Here is a 14,908-nt window from a genome sequence, read left to right on the forward strand (position 1 = left end):
GCCCTTCTGTGTTTCGGTCGTCGACCGAAACGAGGCTCAGCTGAGCGAGTTCAGCGCCGTGATGAAGCTGACCGCGGTGATACCGAGCTTGAGCAGCTCGCTGATCTTGCCGAGATTCAGGTCTTCGAGCGATTCGGTGCTGAGCGAGCCGGTGTCGAGGGATCCCATTTAGTGCTCCTAGGTTTCAGTTAGTAACTGGGAGTAAACTACAACAAACCGAATGGGATGCGACACGCAATCGAACTAACTGTGATGAAGATCACTTAATCCGACTTTTCGGACATCCAATCGCACCTAGGAACTGGGGATTTGTTGTCTAATTGGACAACTTCCATTCACGTCTCGCGTCAGGCGTGCTGACCCGTAACTGTGTGGGAACGGCCCGGCTAACAGTTGACGGTCGCCAGTTACCGGTTTTCAGCGCCCGGCGACGGCCGCGGCAAGGCGTTGCGCGGCGGCCTGGGGATCCGATGCTTGCGTGATTGCACGCACGACGACGATGCGAGTGGCACCGGCATCGAGAAGCTCTGGAAGGCGTTCCTCGTCGATGCCGCCGATCGCGAACCAGGGCCGCGGCGGTGCGGCGTCGGCAGTCGATCGAACAAGTTCCAGGCCGGAAGCACTTCGATTCGGTTTGGTCGGTGTCGCCCAGACCGGCCCGGTGCAGAAGTAGTCGACGCCCTCTTCGATGGCGGCCAGACTCGCCTGTGCGCGACTGCTCGTCGAACGGCCGATGACGACGTCTTCGCCGACAACAGTTCGCGCGTAGGGGACGGGGATGTCGTTCTGGCCGAGGTGGAGGATGTCGGCACCGGAAGCCATTGCGAGATCCGCGCGGTCGTTGACGGCCAACAATGCGCCGTGGCGCCGTGCTGCAGTTGCGAGAATACCCAGCGCTACCAGTTCGTCTTTGGCCTCGAGCGGGCCGAACTCGCGCTCACCGGCAGAGCCCTTGTCGCGCAATTGGATGATGTCGACTCCGCCGGACAATGCTGCCTCGGCGAACTGCGCGAGGTCGCCTTTCTCGCGGCGCGCGTCGGTGCACAGGTACAGCCGTGCTGCTGCCAGGCGCTCGCGCCGGTCGATGACGTTACTGGGATGTGTGGGGTGCACGGAGCAAACGGTAGCCTCTAGGGAGCAAGGTTCGACACGGGAGTCCTGAAACGTCGTCGTCACTTTTTGTCGTGACTGCGAGGTTCGTGGGGCTGAGAGGGGATCGCGACCAGATCCCGACCGTCAGACCTGACCCGGATCATGCCGGCGCAGGAAGTGGAGGTGGAGTTTCGTGAATACACACGCTCGTACGGTGTCGGTGGTCGGCGGCGGTGTCATCGGTCTCGCCATAGCGTGGCGCGCAGCCCGCGACGGTTGGACTGTTCGGTTGTACGACCCGTCCATCGGATCAGGGGCTTCGTGGGTGGCGGGCGGAATGCTTGCCCCACTGTCCGAAGGCTGGCCGGGCGAGGAAACAGCGTTGACCGTCGGCGCGGCCTCCCTGGAGCGGTGGCCGACGTTCGGTGAAGAGATCGGAAAATTCGGTCCCTCGGTCTTCACCGCGGACAGCTCGCTGACGGTCGCTCTCGATGCTGCCGACGCGCAGGACCTGCAGACCATCGCCGAATGGGTGAGCTCGCAGGGCCATGAACTCGAAATCCTCGGTCGCGCCCGCATCCGTGAACTCGAACCGATGCTCGGCCGCGGCATCCGGTCGGGACTCATGGCTGTCGGTGAGTCCGCCGTCGACAACAGACTTCTGCTGGAGGCCTTGCAGAAGGCCTGTGCGGAATCCGGCGTCGAATTGATCGCGCGTGCCGTCGACGACCTTGCCGAACTCGATACCGATCAGATAGTGCTCACCGCCGGTATCGCGTCACCCAAGCTGTGGCCCGGACTGCCGGTGCGGCCGGTCAAGGGTGAGATCCTTCGCCTGCGCGGCAGGCCTGGGGTCACCCCGGCGCCCAGCCGCACAATCCGCGGAAGTGTCCACGGACGACCCGCGTATCTCGTCCCGCGCGGCGACGGAATCGTCGTCGGCGCAACACAATACGAGTCCGGCGAGGACACGCAGGTCACGATGGCCGGAGTGCGGGACCTGATCAACGACGCCGAGGCGCTGATGCCCGCGATCGGCGAATACGAACTCTACGAATGCGCGGCAGGCCTGCGTCCGATGACGCCGGACAACCTGCCGTTGATCGGGCGCGTGTCCGATCGTGTTGTCGTCTCCACCGGGCACGGCCGCAACGGGGTCCTGCTGACGCCCGTCACCGCCGATGCGACGGTCGCGTTGCTGAACGGCACATCTTTGGTCGAGGTAAAAGGAACCGAACCCGAGCGGTTCGCAGTAGCTAAGGAAAATTCATGAGTGAGCAGGTCCCGATCGGGATCACCGTCAACGGCGAAGATCTCGAGTTCGATCGAGCAGTCACGGTGACCGAACTTCTGACGCATCTCGAGTTGCCCAGCAAGGGCATCGCCGTCGCCGTCGACGGTGCACTGTTTCCGCGCGGGCGTTGGGACGAATCCGTCGGACGTGGTTGGGAAATCGAGATCCTCACGGCGGTGCAGGGTGGCTGAGCAGGATCTTCTCACCATTGCGGGCCGTAGTTTCGGTTCCCGGCTCATCACCGGGACAGGTGGCGCCGCCAACCTCGCGGTGCTCGAAGAAGCTCTGGTGGCCTCGGGCACCGAACTGACCACCGTCGCGATGCGGCGAGTCGACGCGGCCGGCGGCACCGGTGTTCTGGACCTGCTCCGCCGCCTCGGAATCGAACCGCTCCCGAACACCGCCGGTTGTCGCGGCGCCGCCGAAGCAGTGCTGACGGCGCAGCTGGCACGGGAAGCGCTCGAGACGAACTGGGTGAAACTCGAAGTCATCGCCGACGAGCGGACCCTGCTGCCCGATGCGATCGAACTGGTCTCCGCCGCAGAACAATTGGTGGACGACGGCTTCACCGTCCTGCCGTACACCACGGACGATCCGGTTCTGGCGCTTCGCCTCGAGGAGGTCGGCTGCGCGGCAGTCATGCCGCTCGGTTCACCCATCGGGACAGGGCTGGGTATCGCGAATCCGCACAACATCGAGATGATCGTCGAGCGCGCCGGTGTGCCCGTCATCCTCGACGCCGGAATCGGAACGGCCAGCGACGCCACCCTTGCCATGGAGTTGGGCTGTGACGCAGTCCTACTTGCGACAGCAGTGACGCGCGCCAAGAATCCCGCACTGATGGCGTCGGCGATGCGGCACGCAGTTGTAGCCGGTTTCGAGGCGCGTCACGCCGGCCGGATTCCCAAGCGGTTCTGGGCCCAAGCGTCGTCCTGACGGTCCATTTCCGGGTGTTTCCTCAGGGTTATGCCCGGATTGTCCGGCTTCGTGTCCTACCTGAGTACCACTCGGAACTAGACCTGTGGCCGATGTGCTGGTCATTGCCGGTAGGGCAAAGTTCTCCTCATGATTGAACTGAGGGGATTGACCAAGGTTTACGGACCGACGAAAGCGGTGGACGATTTGTCGTTCACGGTCAAGCCGGGCATCGTGACGGGCTTTCTGGGCCCGAACGGTGCGGGTAAGTCGACGACGATGCGGATGATCCTGGGTTTGGATCAGCCGACGTCGGGTGCGGCGTTGATCGAGGGCAAGCCGTACCGCGAGCTCAAGACGCCGTTGCGGACGGTGGGCGCGTTGTTGGATGCGAAGTGGGTGCACCCCAATCGCAGTGCGCGGGCGCATCTGCAGTGGATGGCTGCCTCGAACGGGATCCCGAAGTCCCGCGTCGACGAGGTGCTCGGGTTGGTCGGGTTGTCCGAGGTGGCGGGCAAGAAGGCCGGCGGGTTCTCGCTCGGTATGTCGCAGCGTCTCGGGTTGGCGGGTGCGTTGTTGGGTGATCCGAAGGTGTTGTTGTTCGACGAGCCGGTCAACGGTCTCGATCCGGAGGGCATTGTCTGGATTCGTAAGTTCATGCAGCGGTTGGCGGCGGAGGGCCGCACGGTGCTGGTGTCGAGTCACCTTCTGTCGGAGATGGCGTTGACGGCGGAGCAGTTGGTGGTGATCGGTCGGGGTCGGTTGATTTCGGATTCGACGGTCGCGGAGTTCGTGGATCGTTCGTCGGAGTCGACTGTGCGCGTGCGCAGCCCACAGCTCGATGCGTTGCGCAGTGTGTTGCTCTCGCAGGGGCTGACGGTGCGTGAAGACGGTTCCGGTGTTGCGCCGGCATTGGTGGTGGTGGATTCGACCACTGATGTGATCGGTGGTTTGGCTGGTTCGCAGGGAATCGTGTTGTACGAGTTGGCGTCCCAGCAGGGATCGCTCGAGGATGCGTTCATGAAGTTGACCGGAGACGATGTCCAATACCACGCGTCCGGTATCGATCCGGGCGCTGGAGCCCACCAAGCAAATGCACACCAGGCAAACACACAGCAGGCTATGGGAGGTGCACTGTAATGGCTGTTCTCAGTGCTGAACGAATCAAGATCACCACGACCAAGTCGCCGCTGTGGTGCTCGGTCATCATCATCGTGCTCGCTCTCGGCTTCGCGGCCATCATGGGCGCCGTTGCCAAGTCGGCTCTGACGTCTTCGGACGTCCAGGGGGCACCCGACCTCGACACCGCCGTCGCCACGGCCGGCATCTCGGGTTTCGGAATCATGGTTCTCATGATCATGGCGGCCCTCGCGGTCACCAGTGAGTACCGCTTCGGGACCATCCGCACCACCTTCCAGGCAGTTCCCAACCGCGCCTCGGTGCTCATCGCCAAAGCCGGCCTCATCGGTGCCTTCGGGGCGGTGCTGACGTTTGTCCTCGCTTTCGGGTCCTACGCGGTGGCCAAGGCCATGGCCGGTTCCGAGGCCAGCACGGGTCTGACCCTGTCGACCGGCGATGACTGGCGTGCGATCTACGGCATCCCGGTTTACGCCTTCCTGTGTGTGATCCTCGCCGTCGGCGTCGGATCGATCATCCGTCAGTCGGCCGGCGCTATTGCGTTGCTCCTGCTCTGGCCGCTGCTCATCGAGAGCCTGTTCGGACTGTTCGGCAGTGTCGGCGAGAAGATCACTCCGTTCCTGCCGTTCGCGAATGCAAACCACTTCCTCAGCCCTGGCGGCGGAAGCCTTGATTTCCACTGGGGACCCTGGGGCAGCCTGATTTACTTCGCGGCCTTCGTTCTGGTGATTTTCGGAGCAAGTATCGTCATCGTGAATCGTCGCGACGCCTGATCTTGTCGCTCCCTCGGTAGGTGTTGTCGGGAGACCTACCGAGAACCAGGAGTGACAGCAGAGTAGGGACCCAGTACGAAAAACCATTCGTACTGGGTCCCTTTCCTGTGCTTCGGCCGATATCCTCCGAAGATGAGACTCTTCGGTGTGGTTGTGGTCGCAATGGCTGGAGCACTCGTGGTGAGTGGATGCTCGTCGGGAAGTGAAGCGGCCGTCCCGACAGACCCGGTTGCATTCTCCGAAACCGTCACGGTCAACGCCGTGACCGGGCATCTGGAGCAACTCGAGAAGATCGCCGCTAACAACGACGGCAATCGATCGGCCGGAACCCCCGGTTACGACGCCAGTATCGACTACGTGGCAAACCTGCTCGAAGACAAGGGTTTCGACGTCAACACCCCGGAATTCGACTTCAGCTCCTTCGATCCCGGGACCGAATCCCTGAAAGCCGCTGACGGCTCCGATGTTCCGGTGCGGGCGTTGACGTATTCGACGTCCACGGGACCGACCGGGATCACGGCGCGTCTGGTGGCGATTCCCGCCGACGAGACCCCAGGTTGCGAGGCCACCGACTACGACGGCCGCGACGTGAACGGCGCCATCGTGCTGGTCACCCGTGGAGTGTGCCCGTTCGGCGACAAGCAGAAGGTCGCGGCAGAGCGCGGCGCGGCAGCGTTGCTGGTTGCGAACAACGAGGACGCAATGCTGGGCGGGGCTACCTTGGGTGAACCCGAAGACGCCCGCATCCCGACCGGCGGGGTGAGTAAGGCGTCGGGCGAGGCTCTTGCCGCAACTCCCGGAGATCTCACGCTGATTCTCGACACGTCGACGGAAACAACGAAGTCGCGCAATGTGATTGCGCAGACCAAGACCGGCGCGACCGACAACGTGGTTGTCGTGGGCGCCCACCTCGACAGCGTGCCGGAAGGTCCCGGAATCAACGACAACGGAAGCGGTACCGCAGCCGTACTGGAAACCGCGTTGCAGATGGGCAGCTCACCGAGCATCGAAAATGCCGTGCGCTTCGCATTCTGGGGAGCGGAAGAAGTGGGATTGGTCGGCTCCACTCGCTACGTCGAGGGCCTGAGCGATCAGGAACGGGCCGACATCGCCCTGTACCTGAATTTCGACATGCTCGGTTCGCCCAACGCCGGATACCTGGCTTACGACGGCGACAACTCGGATGCCGTGGGGGAGGGGCCCGGGCCCGAGGGCTCGGCAGGCATTGAGCGCACTTTCGTCGATTTTCTCGCCGGGCGGGGGATTGCGGCGGACGGAACGGACTTCGACGGGCGCTCCGACTACGGCCCGTTCATCGAGATCGGGATCCCGGCGGGTGGAGTGTTCAGCGGCGCCGACGAACGCAAGACGCCGGCACAGGCGGAGAAGTGGGGCGGAGAAGCGGAGGAGACCTTCGACCCGAATTACCACAGTGCCCAGGACAACCTCGCGAACATCGATCGCGAAGCGCTCGCTGCCAATGCTTCTGCAGTAGCCTTCGGAGTTGCGACGTATGCCCAGGACTTGAGCGGGCCCAACGGAGTGCCCGTCGGCGATGCCCGGACACAAGCCAGAACCGAATGATCGACTGACCGAATGATCGATTGCGCGAGCGACCAGGAGGTCACTGTGCGAGAACCGCGGCAGCACACTGTCTGTAACTCTGAGTTACGCTTGAGTTATGGCTGATCTGTCCCCGGAGAGCACCGACACGACAGGTGCTTCTTCCTCCTCCGTTCGAGGCGTCGTCGACGTCGTCTTGAACTCTGCGGCAGAGCTGAACCGTCGGCAGCAGCTCATCGACGCGCTACGGCGGCTCAGGCGGGCATTACCCGGCGATCCGGGGTTCGGGGATCCGCTCTCGCTCGCCGGCCCAGGTGGTGCTCGCGCCGTGGCCCGCGTCGCTGACAGATTGCTCGATCAGAAGCCGGCAGCCACTCGCGAAGTGAGCCTCGGAGCACTGCAGGTATGGCAGGCAGCGCTGGAAAAGATGGGCCGCGGCCGCGGGGATCAAGAACTGACCATCGTCTTCACCGATCTGGTCGGTTTCTCCACCTGGTCGCTCGAAGCCGGTGACGGCGCCACGCTGACACTTCTGCGCGCGGTGGCGCAGGCCGTGGAAACCCCGATCACCGACAACGGCGGACACGTCGTCAAACGAATGGGCGACGGCCTGATGGCGGTGTTCATTCGCCCGGATGCGGCTTTGAAGGCGGTGTTCACCGCGCAGGACGCGCTCGCGGGAGTCGACCTCGACGGATACGTCCCGCGCATGCGCGTCGGCCTCCACACGGGAACTCCGCGTCAGATCGGCGACGACTGGCTCGGTGTCGACGTAACCATTGCCGCCCGGATGATGGGCTTGGGCGGCGACGGCAACATCATGATGTCGGCGACCACCCTCGAGGAACTCGAAGCCGGCACCCTCGAGGATCTCGATCTCACGATCCGGCCGTGGCGGCGAGGGTTTTTCGCCACCACGCCCAACGGAGTTCCCGTCGATCTGGGAATCTGGCGCGTACGACGGAACTAGCTAAACCTCGAAGGCTAGACCTGGAGTCGCCAGAGAGGGGACACCGGACCGTGGCCGGCGCCCAGGTCGTACGACGCCTCGAGGCACTTGGTCACCCACTCCTTGCCGAATGCCACTGCATCCGGAACGGAATAGCCGTGTGCGAGTGCGCAAGTGATCGCAGCAGCCAGTGTGTCGCCACCGCCGTGATCGTTGCCGGTGTCGATCCGGGCACTGCTGAATTCGAGGAAACGGTCGCCGTCGAACAGCAGGTCGGTGGACAACTCCGACGTACGAAGGTGACCGCCCTTGACGATGGACCACTGAGCGCCGAGGGCATGCAGCGCTTCTGCCGCCTGGCGGGCGCTCTTGTCGTCGACGACCTCGATACCAGTGATCAAGCGGACCTCGTCGAGGTTCGGAGTGACCACAGTGGCGGCCGGAATCAAGGTGTTGCGGACCGCGTCGAGCGCTTCTTCGTGCAGCAGCGGATCGCCGTGCATCGATGCGCACACCGGGTCGACCACGAGCGGAATCGGTCGATCGCGCCCGATCCCCACCTCGGCGGCCACCGCGGCCACGGCTTCGATGATCGTCGTCGATGCCAGCATTCCCGTCTTCGCCGCGCCGACACCGATGTCCGAGACCACGACGCGTACCTGGTCGGCGACGATCTCGGGCGGAATCTCGTGGAAACCGCTGACGCCCACCGAATTCTGGACCGTCACAGCGGCGACGGCCACGCAGGCGTGCACTCCGCACATCGCCATCGTGCGGGAATCGGCTTGAATGCCGGCTCCGCCACCGGAGTCGGTTCCGGCGATGGTCAATGCCCGAATCGGGGTCTGTCCGGCGGGGGTCAGGGGCAGCAGCTTCACGACGACGAGCCTACCGATCGGACCTGGGGAAACGGCAGCTCGGTCCACCCCTTGCACGAACGACGGTACAAACGACCGCACGAACGGCCGCGCGAACTGCGATTGCCATCCGGTCGCTTCCGGTGCAAAAATTGGTCGAATCCGGGACAGCGTCGTCGGTAGCTGATTCTATGAGTGGCATGGATCACAGTTATGGAGAGCGTGCGAACGCAGCTGTCGCCGATCGCGCAGGTGCACATCGTGCCGTGGAGGTCGCCGCAATGAACGACATCGAAAACTCGAAAACCGGAACCTCACCGGAAGTGACGCTCGTGGACAATCCGTCGCACGATCGATTCGAACTGCTCTCCGGTGACGAGTTGGTCGGCATCCTCGGATACCGCGACGAGGACGAGATTTCGGGCAACGGAGCCGAAGCCGGCGACGTGGTCGCGTACATGCACACCGTGGTCAAGGAAGAGTACGGCGGGCAGGGGCTGGCAGCGGTACTCGTGCAGTTCGCGATGGACTGTGCCCGTGACCGTGAATGGTCGGTACGGCCCGTGTGCACCTACGTTCAGCGGTACCTCGGCGAGCATCCCGAGTATCTGGAACTGCTCGTCGAAGACTGACCGCCGGCAACTACGTACAGACGATCAGGCTCCGAGATCGACGCTTACCCGAGATTTACGATCACCGGAGCGTGATCGCTGGCGCCCTTGCCTTTTCGCTCGTTCCGATCGATCTCGGCCGCCTCGACGCGCGCTGCGAATGCCGGTGAACCGAGGATGAAGTCGATGCGCATGCCCTGCTTCTTCGGGAAGCGAAGCTGCGTGTAGTCCCAGTACGTGTACACACCGGGGCCGGGGGTGTACGGGCGGACTACGTCCGCGAACCCGGACTCGGTGAAGGCGGTGAACGCAGCTCGTTCCGGCTCCGACGTGTGGGTCTTGCCCTCGAAGAAAGCGGGATCCCACACGTCGTCGTCCGTGGGAGCGACGTTCCAGTCGCCGACCAGGGCGATTTGCGCGTCGGGATCCTGCTTGAGCCAGCCCTCCGCGTCGTCGCGCAGCTTGGCCAGCCAATCCAGCTTGTAGGCGTAATGCGGGTCTTCGAGCTCACGGCCGTTGGGGACGTACAGGCTCCACACCCGCACACCGCCGCAGGTCGCACCGATCGCACGTGCCTCGCGGACCGGATCGGCCTCCGGGTCCTTGTCGAAGCCGGGCTGATCCTCGAAGCCGATCTGCACGTCTTCCAGGCCGACGCGGGAAGCGATCGCGACACCGTTCCACTGGCTCAACCCGACGTGGGCGACCTCGTAGCCGATCTCCTTGAAACGCTCGTACGGAAACTGCTCGTCCTTGCACTTGGTTTCCTGCATTGCCAGGACGTCGACGTCGGATCGACCGAGCCAGTCGATGATCCGGTCGGTACGGGCACGGACGGAGTTGACGTTCCAAGTAGCGATGCGCACGAGGGCAAGCCTAGCGTCAGCCGCCGACAGGATCGGTGGCGTATCGGTAGCGGTGGTGTTCGACGAACCCGAGCCGCTCGTAGAGCGCGATCGCCGCGGAGTTCCCGGCCGAAACCTGAAGGTACGCGTGCGTCGCACCGTTCTCGCGACCCCGGGAGAGTAGATCCCCGCAGATCAGCGACCCGATTCCGTGACGACGGTGTTCAGGGGCGACGTGAATGCCGGTCAGCCCTACCCACCGTCTGTGGTCGGGTGCCTCGGTGAGCGCAGCGCGCCCGATGGCAAGCGTGGTGTCTGTGTTTCCGATCGCGCCGAAAGTTGCGCTGCCCACGACAGCCGTGAGGACCGCCTCGACGTACGCCGGGTTGCCGTGGGCGTCGTACATCGACAGCCAGTTGTGGTCGGGGCGGTCGGCGAAAGACGTGACCGGAGGACCGAGCGGCAGCGTGACATTGCCCAGATCGGCGGCCATCACGATGGTTTCCTTCTCGCTGGTCCACCCGTCCGGAGCGGTGCCGAGTCGATCGGGGAGGAGCAGCAGGGTCGGCAGTCCGCGGTCACCGAACCACTGGCGTATCCGCTCGATGGTGCTCGCGTCGAAGCCGGCAACCGCCCCCGCACCGCCGAGCGGCAAAGCGGAATTGGCGCGACCCGTAAACCCGTGACCGGCGCGCAGCAACCAACCGTCGATCCACGCCTGCTCGACCCCCGGCCACGCCGCCGCAGCAGCCGTTTCGAGGTTTCGAATCTCGCCGATGCGAATCGGGCGGGCCGAGAGAGACTTGAGTGCAATCACCTGATCGGCGGAGACCTGGACTAGCCGACCGTCGCCGGCGCGGACGGCGATGGGATCGGCGCCCTCGAGGATGCCGATGACGTCGGTCATGGGATGCGAATAGCCGGGTGGGAGCTTGTATCGCAAAACCACCCGGCTACCGATCGAAATGTTGCCGTTCAGAGCAGAATTCTCAGTCTTCGTAATCGTCGTCGTCGTGACCGAACGGATCGTCGACGGTCCCCGGCGTCCACGTCAGACCGGGCTTGCCCCAACCGGAACGCTTGATGATCTTCTTGGCGGCGCGCGCGTTGCGGCCGATCAGCACGTCTGTGTAGAGGAAGCCGTCGAGATGGCCCGTCTCGTGTTGGAGCATCCGTGCGAAGAATCCGGTGCCCTCGACCTCGATCGGGTTGCCGTCGGCGTCGGTGCCGGTGACCTTCGCCCAATCGGCGCGGCCCGTCGGGAACTGCTCGCCGGGGACGGACAGGCAACCCTCGAAGTCTTCGTCCGGGTCGGGCATCGTCTGGGGGATTTCGGAGGTCTCGAGTACCGGATTGACGACGACACCGCGTCGACGCTCGCTGGTGCGGTCGTCACCGGGGCAGTCGTAGACGAAGACTCGGAGTGAAACACCGACCTGATTGGCCGCCAGACCGACGCCGTTGGCGGCGTCCATCGTCTCGTACATGTCTGCGATCAGTTCGGCGATCTCGGCCGGGGACTGAGTGACCGGCTCTGTCGCCTTGTGCAGTACCGGGTCGCCGACGATTCGGATGGGGAGGATAGCCATGCGGACAAGGATAGTGCGGCGCGCCCGCGTAGTTATCACGGCCCGCACACTCGATCATGGTTCAATGGTTGCTGAAGAACAGCGATGTAATTCGTTGCTCGGTCGGAACGTGGGCCGCGGGGGGAAATTGTGAGTTACCTTCGGGCCAGGGGACCGGGAAACTCACGGCCGCGAGAATTCGGTCGGAAAAAGAACACCGGGCATACGAGTCTCGCTGACGCCGAGCACAGCAGTCGAGGAGTGACATGGACGGCGCAACCGCGCGTAGTCGGAACCAGTCCGAAGGCACTGGCGCCGACGATTCGGTAGTAGATACAGCAGGCATGCACGAGGTCGGCGACGACGGCCTCACCCGCCGGGAACACGACATCCTCTCCTTCGAGCGCCAGTGGTGGAAGTACGCCGGTGCGAAGGAAGAGGCCATCAAGGAGTTGTTCGACATGTCGGCAACCCGCTACTACCAGGTTCTCAATGCCTTGGTCGATCGCCCCGAATCCTTGGCGGCTGATCCCATGCTGGTCAAGCGCTTGCGTCGTCTGCGTGCCAGCCGTCAGAAGGCCAGGGCCGCCCGTCGCCTCGGCTTCGAGGTCACCTGAATCACGCGCACATATGAGCGGGCTGTCCACGTACTGGCGATAAGGTCGACATCGTGAGTACCCCGAAAGAGCAGCCGTCCGGACCTCCGCTTCGCGCAATCGCCATGGTGTTGATCGCTCTCGCGATCGTGTTCATCGGTCTCGGAGCAGCCTCTCTCGGTGGATCGGGCGACGGTGGATCGGGCGACGAGAACACTGCAGCAGAGCAGACCGAATCTTCGGCGCCTGCCACGACGAGTGCTCCCGCGGCGGCCCCTGCCACCTCCAAGCCGGCAGCGACGACGCAACCCGCTTCGGGCGATACCACCACCACGTCGCGACCTTCGGGAACTGCGACGACTACGACTTCCAGCTCCGCGAGCGGCACCGACACGTCGAATGTCAGCGTGCGAGTTCTCAACAACAGCACCGTCTCCGGTCTGGCAGCAGGCACTGCCGAGGAGTTGACGGCAGCAGGTTGGAACGTCGAGGAGACGGGTAACTACAGCGAGGGCACCGTCAGTACGACGACGGTGTACTACGGATCGTCCGCGGCGGAGAAGGCAGCGGCGCAGAAGATCGCAGCTGAACTCGGAGTCACCGCAGAACCTCGATTCGCCGGCATCGCGAACGCGTCACCTGGCGTGATCGTGATCGTGACCTCCAACTGACCGGTCGTGAAGGTGGAACTGACCCGTCGGTTCCAGCTACTACACACGCCGTTATGATCAGAAGCACTTTCTCGCCACCTCAAAGGAGCGGTTCGATGGCCCCCAGCAGCACCCGGCGTATGTCCTGGCGCGTCGTTGCCCCTGTAGTCGCGATTGCCGCTTTCGGCTTGACCGCTTGCAGTAACAGCGAAGAGCCCAGCAGCGTCCCCGGCACGACTCCTCCGGTGTGGACCGGTGCAGCCGATCCCAGCGCGCACGAAAGCGCGGGCGGCCACGGTTCCGAGACGGCTCACGCCGGCGCGTCTGCCGAGACGGTCACCGCAACGCTGAACGGCACCGACGGCGCCAAGGTCGGAACGGTCACGTTCGCGCAGGAAGGTAGCGACGTCAAGGTCACCCTCGACGCCAAGGGCCTGACCCCCGGATTCCACGGATTCCACGTTCACCAGGTTGCCAAGTGCGAGACCAATTCCGTAGCTCCCAGCGGCGGAGAGCCGGGTAACTTCCTCTCGGCAGGCGGACACTTCCAGGCCGAGGGCCACACGGGCCATCCGGCCAGCGGCGACCTCACTTCGGTTCAGGTCCTCGAAGACGGCACTGCCACGCTGGTCACCACGACAGACGCATTCACCGTCGACGAACTGATCGCGAACGGCGGAACTTCCGTCATGATCCATGCCGGTGCGGACAACTTCGGCAACATCCCGACGCGTTACGCGCCGGCACCGGATCAGCAGACCCTCGACACCGGTGACGCAGGCGGACGCGTTGCTTGCGGTGTCATCACCAAGAGCTGAACAACTCACCTGAGTTTTGCATCACTTCCGGCGACTACCACGCAGTAGCCAGCACGGTGTTTTTACCGACACTGTGATTGGATTCTCTGCGTGGTAGTCCCATTTCCAGGTTCGCCGCGCCCGACGCTGGGCGTGGAGTGGGAGATCGCGCTGGTCGATCGCAAGACCAGAGATCTCTCTAATACAGCAGCCGAGGTGTTTTCGGCGGTCGAAGAGCTTGCCGGCTCCGAGACCCCGCACATCACCAAGGAACTACTGCGAAATACCGTCGAACTCGTCACGGGTATTCACTCGACGGTCGGCGAGGCGATGAGTGATCTCGACAGGTCACTGGATCTGCTGCGTCGCGCGGCGAATCCGCTCGGCGTCGACCTCATCAGTGCGGGCACGCACCCGTTCGCGCAATGGTCGACGCAGTTGGTCACGCGGACGCCCGACTACGACGAACTCATCGAACGCACGCAGTGGTGGGGCCGGCAGATGCTGATCTGGGGCGTGCACGTTCACGTGGGTGTCTCGTCCGCGGACCGCGTGTTCCCCATCATCAACGCTCTGCTGCAGCGCTATCCGCACCTGCTGGCACTGTCGGCTTCCTCGCCGATGTGGGCCGGTGTGGATACGGGATATGCGTCCAATCGCGCATTGATGTTCCAGCAGCTGCCCACCGCAGGCCTTCCGTACCAGTTCGAGAACTGGGCCGAATACGAGTCGTTCATCGACGACCAGATGAAGACCGGTGTGATCACCAAGATCGGTGGCATGCACTGGGACATCCGCCCCGCACCGAAGTGGGGAACCATCGAGGTCCGGGTGTTCGACGGCGTCTCGACGCGCGCAGAACTGGGCGCACTGGTTGCTCTGGTCCACTGCCTCATCGTCGACCTGGATCGAAGACTGACCGCCGGTGAGACTCTGCCGAACATGCAGCCGTGGCACGTCAAGGAAAACAAGTGGCGCGCAGCGAGATACGGACTGGACGCCGAGATCATCCTCGACTCCGACGCGAACGAGTGCCTCGTCACTGACGATCTGGATCGCCTGCTCGACGACTTGGCGCCGATTGCGGTCTCACTCGGGTGCGCGGACGAGTTGGCGTCGGTAGCGGACATTCCCCGTCGGGGCGCGTCCTACCAGCGTCAACGCCGTGTTGCGGAAGCGACGGGCGGCGATCTGGTTGCGGTCGTCGACGCCCTGGTCGCAGAGTTGGGCACCTAGCAAGCTCAAGGCTCGAAGGGCTGTT

Annotated in this window: 18 protein-coding genes and 1 riboswitch; of the genes, 12 read left to right on the forward strand and 6 right to left on the reverse strand. The window is 63.8% G+C overall.

All coding sequences use genetic code 11. From position 1 onward, the window contains the following. Positions 1 to 36: 36 nt before the first annotated feature. Together ACFWAD_RS25775 and thiE are read right to left on the reverse strand one after the other, a co-directional pair. The gene (locus tag ACFWAD_RS25775) at positions 37 to 168 is read right to left on the reverse strand and encodes a hypothetical protein (RefSeq protein WP_003944354.1); all 132 of its coding nucleotides are present in this window, start codon (positions 166 to 168) and stop codon (positions 37 to 39) included. Positions 169 to 417: 249 nt separating this feature from the next. Beyond that, on the reverse strand, positions 418 to 1,113 hold the full coding sequence (gene thiE, locus ACFWAD_RS25780) for a thiamine phosphate synthase (RefSeq protein WP_230816258.1): 696 nt from the start codon (positions 1,111 to 1,113) through the stop codon (positions 418 to 420). Positions 1,114 to 1,139: 26 nt separating this feature from the next. Beyond that, positions 1,140 to 1,286: riboswitch (TPP riboswitch) on the forward strand. Here thiE and thiO point away from each other — a divergent pair. From thiO to ACFWAD_RS25815, 7 genes are all read left to right on the forward strand, one after another. Next, a complete protein-coding gene (thiO, locus tag ACFWAD_RS25785; RefSeq protein WP_378548987.1) occupies positions 1,286 to 2,365 on the forward strand; it encodes a glycine oxidase ThiO in 1,080 nt (359 codons plus the stop codon). (Overlaps the previous riboswitch by 1 nt.) Next, positions 2,362 to 2,577, forward strand: coding sequence for a sulfur carrier protein ThiS (thiS, locus tag ACFWAD_RS25790; RefSeq protein ID WP_003944402.1), 216 nt, complete (start codon positions 2,362 to 2,364; stop codon positions 2,575 to 2,577). Before thiO ends, thiS begins: the two co-directional genes overlap by 4 nt. Continuing rightward, positions 2,570 to 3,322: a thiazole synthase gene (locus tag ACFWAD_RS25795; protein WP_007726857.1), complete on the forward strand. Its 753-nt coding sequence runs from the start codon at positions 2,570 to 2,572 to the stop codon at positions 3,320 to 3,322. Before thiS ends, ACFWAD_RS25795 begins: the two co-directional genes overlap by 8 nt. Before the next feature lie 129 nt (positions 3,323 to 3,451). Continuing rightward, the gene (locus ACFWAD_RS25800) at positions 3,452 to 4,441 is read left to right on the forward strand and encodes an ABC transporter ATP-binding protein (protein ID WP_378447030.1); all 990 of its coding nucleotides are present in this window, start codon (positions 3,452 to 3,454) and stop codon (positions 4,439 to 4,441) included. Further along, positions 4,441 to 5,211 carry an ABC transporter permease gene (locus ACFWAD_RS25805; protein WP_378548990.1) on the forward strand — a complete coding sequence of 257 codons (771 nt, stop codon included), beginning with the start codon at positions 4,441 to 4,443 and terminating at the stop codon, positions 5,209 to 5,211. The genes ACFWAD_RS25800 and ACFWAD_RS25805 overlap by 1 nt, the downstream gene beginning before the upstream one ends. Before the next feature lie 132 nt (positions 5,212 to 5,343). Further along, positions 5,344 to 6,795, forward strand: a complete 1,452-nt coding sequence (locus ACFWAD_RS25810; protein WP_378548993.1) for a M20/M25/M40 family metallo-hydrolase — start codon at positions 5,344 to 5,346, stop codon at positions 6,793 to 6,795. Positions 6,796 to 6,892: 97 nt separating this feature from the next. Further along, positions 6,893 to 7,744 carry an adenylate/guanylate cyclase domain-containing protein gene (locus tag ACFWAD_RS25815; RefSeq protein ID WP_378548996.1) on the forward strand — a complete coding sequence of 284 codons (852 nt, stop codon included), beginning with the start codon at positions 6,893 to 6,895 and terminating at the stop codon, positions 7,742 to 7,744. Positions 7,745 to 7,758: 14 nt separating this feature from the next. Here the strand turns inward: ACFWAD_RS25815 and thiD are convergent, their stop codons facing one another. Then, positions 7,759 to 8,601 carry a bifunctional hydroxymethylpyrimidine kinase/phosphomethylpyrimidine kinase gene (gene thiD, locus ACFWAD_RS25820; protein ID WP_003945044.1) on the reverse strand — a complete coding sequence of 281 codons (843 nt, stop codon included), beginning with the start codon at positions 8,599 to 8,601 and terminating at the stop codon, positions 7,759 to 7,761. A 179-nt stretch (positions 8,602 to 8,780) separates the two neighbouring features. Here thiD and ACFWAD_RS25825 point away from each other — a divergent pair, with 179 nt between their 5' ends. Beyond that, a complete protein-coding gene (locus ACFWAD_RS25825) occupies positions 8,781 to 9,212 on the forward strand; it encodes a GNAT family N-acetyltransferase (protein WP_378548999.1) in 432 nt (143 codons plus the stop codon). Positions 9,213 to 9,256: 44 nt separating this feature from the next. Here the strand turns inward: ACFWAD_RS25825 and ACFWAD_RS25830 are convergent, their stop codons facing one another. Genes ACFWAD_RS25830 through ACFWAD_RS25840 form a run of 3 tightly spaced genes read right to left on the reverse strand, consistent with a single transcriptional unit; the run spans position 9,257 to position 11,625 of the window. Then, a complete protein-coding gene (locus ACFWAD_RS25830; RefSeq protein ID WP_054186900.1) occupies positions 9,257 to 10,057 on the reverse strand; it encodes an exodeoxyribonuclease III in 801 nt (266 codons plus the stop codon). A gap of 16 nt (positions 10,058 to 10,073) precedes the next feature. Continuing rightward, on the reverse strand, positions 10,074 to 10,985 hold the full coding sequence (locus ACFWAD_RS25835; protein ID WP_378549002.1) for a GNAT family N-acetyltransferase: 912 nt from the start codon (positions 10,983 to 10,985) through the stop codon (positions 10,074 to 10,076). 40 nt (positions 10,986 to 11,025) lie between these two features. After that, positions 11,026 to 11,625, reverse strand: coding sequence for a peptide deformylase (locus tag ACFWAD_RS25840; protein ID WP_230816827.1), 600 nt, complete (start codon positions 11,623 to 11,625; stop codon positions 11,026 to 11,028). Between the two features lie 245 nt (positions 11,626 to 11,870). Here ACFWAD_RS25840 and ACFWAD_RS25845 point away from each other — a divergent pair, with 245 nt between their 5' ends. From ACFWAD_RS25845 to ACFWAD_RS25860, 4 genes are all read left to right on the forward strand, one after another. Beyond that, on the forward strand, positions 11,871 to 12,221 hold the full coding sequence (locus ACFWAD_RS25845; protein WP_378447035.1) for a DUF3263 domain-containing protein: 351 nt from the start codon (positions 11,871 to 11,873) through the stop codon (positions 12,219 to 12,221). 53 nt (positions 12,222 to 12,274) lie between these two features. Continuing rightward, positions 12,275 to 12,871 carry a LytR C-terminal domain-containing protein gene (locus ACFWAD_RS25850; RefSeq protein WP_317825021.1) on the forward strand — a complete coding sequence of 199 codons (597 nt, stop codon included), beginning with the start codon at positions 12,275 to 12,277 and terminating at the stop codon, positions 12,869 to 12,871. Positions 12,872 to 12,966: 95 nt separating this feature from the next. Next, positions 12,967 to 13,668 (forward strand): superoxide dismutase family protein, encoded by a 702-nt coding sequence (locus tag ACFWAD_RS25855; protein WP_378537338.1) that lies wholly within the window; start codon positions 12,967 to 12,969, stop codon positions 13,666 to 13,668. A gap of 90 nt (positions 13,669 to 13,758) precedes the next feature. Further along, positions 13,759 to 14,883, forward strand: a complete 1,125-nt coding sequence (locus tag ACFWAD_RS25860; RefSeq protein WP_378537341.1) for a glutamate--cysteine ligase — start codon at positions 13,759 to 13,761, stop codon at positions 14,881 to 14,883. Positions 14,884 to 14,908 lie beyond the last annotated feature (25 nt).

It is taken from the genome of Rhodococcus sp. NPDC059969 (assembly GCF_042738325.1).
Classification (GTDB): Bacteria; Actinomycetota; Actinomycetes; order Mycobacteriales; family Mycobacteriaceae; genus Rhodococcus_F.

Bases quoted from the DNA above. Each gene is read 5' to 3' on its own strand.
- ACFWAD_RS25775 (WP_003944354.1), bottom strand. From the start codon at position 168: ATGGGATCCCTCGACACCGGCTCGCTCAGCACCGAATCGCTCGAAGAC.
- thiS (WP_003944402.1), top strand. From the start codon at position 2,362: ATGAGTGAGCAGGTCCCGATCGGGATCACCGTCAACGGCGAAGATCTC.
- ACFWAD_RS25800 (WP_378447030.1), top strand. From the start codon at position 3,452: ATGATTGAACTGAGGGGATTGACCAAGGTTTACGGACCGACGAAAGCG.
- ACFWAD_RS25805 (WP_378548990.1), top strand. From the start codon at position 4,441: ATGGCTGTTCTCAGTGCTGAACGAATCAAGATCACCACGACCAAGTCG.
- ACFWAD_RS25810 (WP_378548993.1), top strand. From the start codon at position 5,344: ATGAGACTCTTCGGTGTGGTTGTGGTCGCAATGGCTGGAGCACTCGTG.
- ACFWAD_RS25815 (WP_378548996.1), top strand. From the start codon at position 6,893: ATGGCTGATCTGTCCCCGGAGAGCACCGACACGACAGGTGCTTCTTCC.
- ACFWAD_RS25825 (WP_378548999.1), top strand. From the start codon at position 8,781: ATGGATCACAGTTATGGAGAGCGTGCGAACGCAGCTGTCGCCGATCGC.
- ACFWAD_RS25840 (WP_230816827.1), bottom strand. From the start codon at position 11,625: ATGGCTATCCTCCCCATCCGAATCGTCGGCGACCCGGTACTGCACAAG.
- ACFWAD_RS25845 (WP_378447035.1), top strand. From the start codon at position 11,871: ATGGACGGCGCAACCGCGCGTAGTCGGAACCAGTCCGAAGGCACTGGC.
- ACFWAD_RS25855 (WP_378537338.1), top strand. From the start codon at position 12,967: ATGGCCCCCAGCAGCACCCGGCGTATGTCCTGGCGCGTCGTTGCCCCT.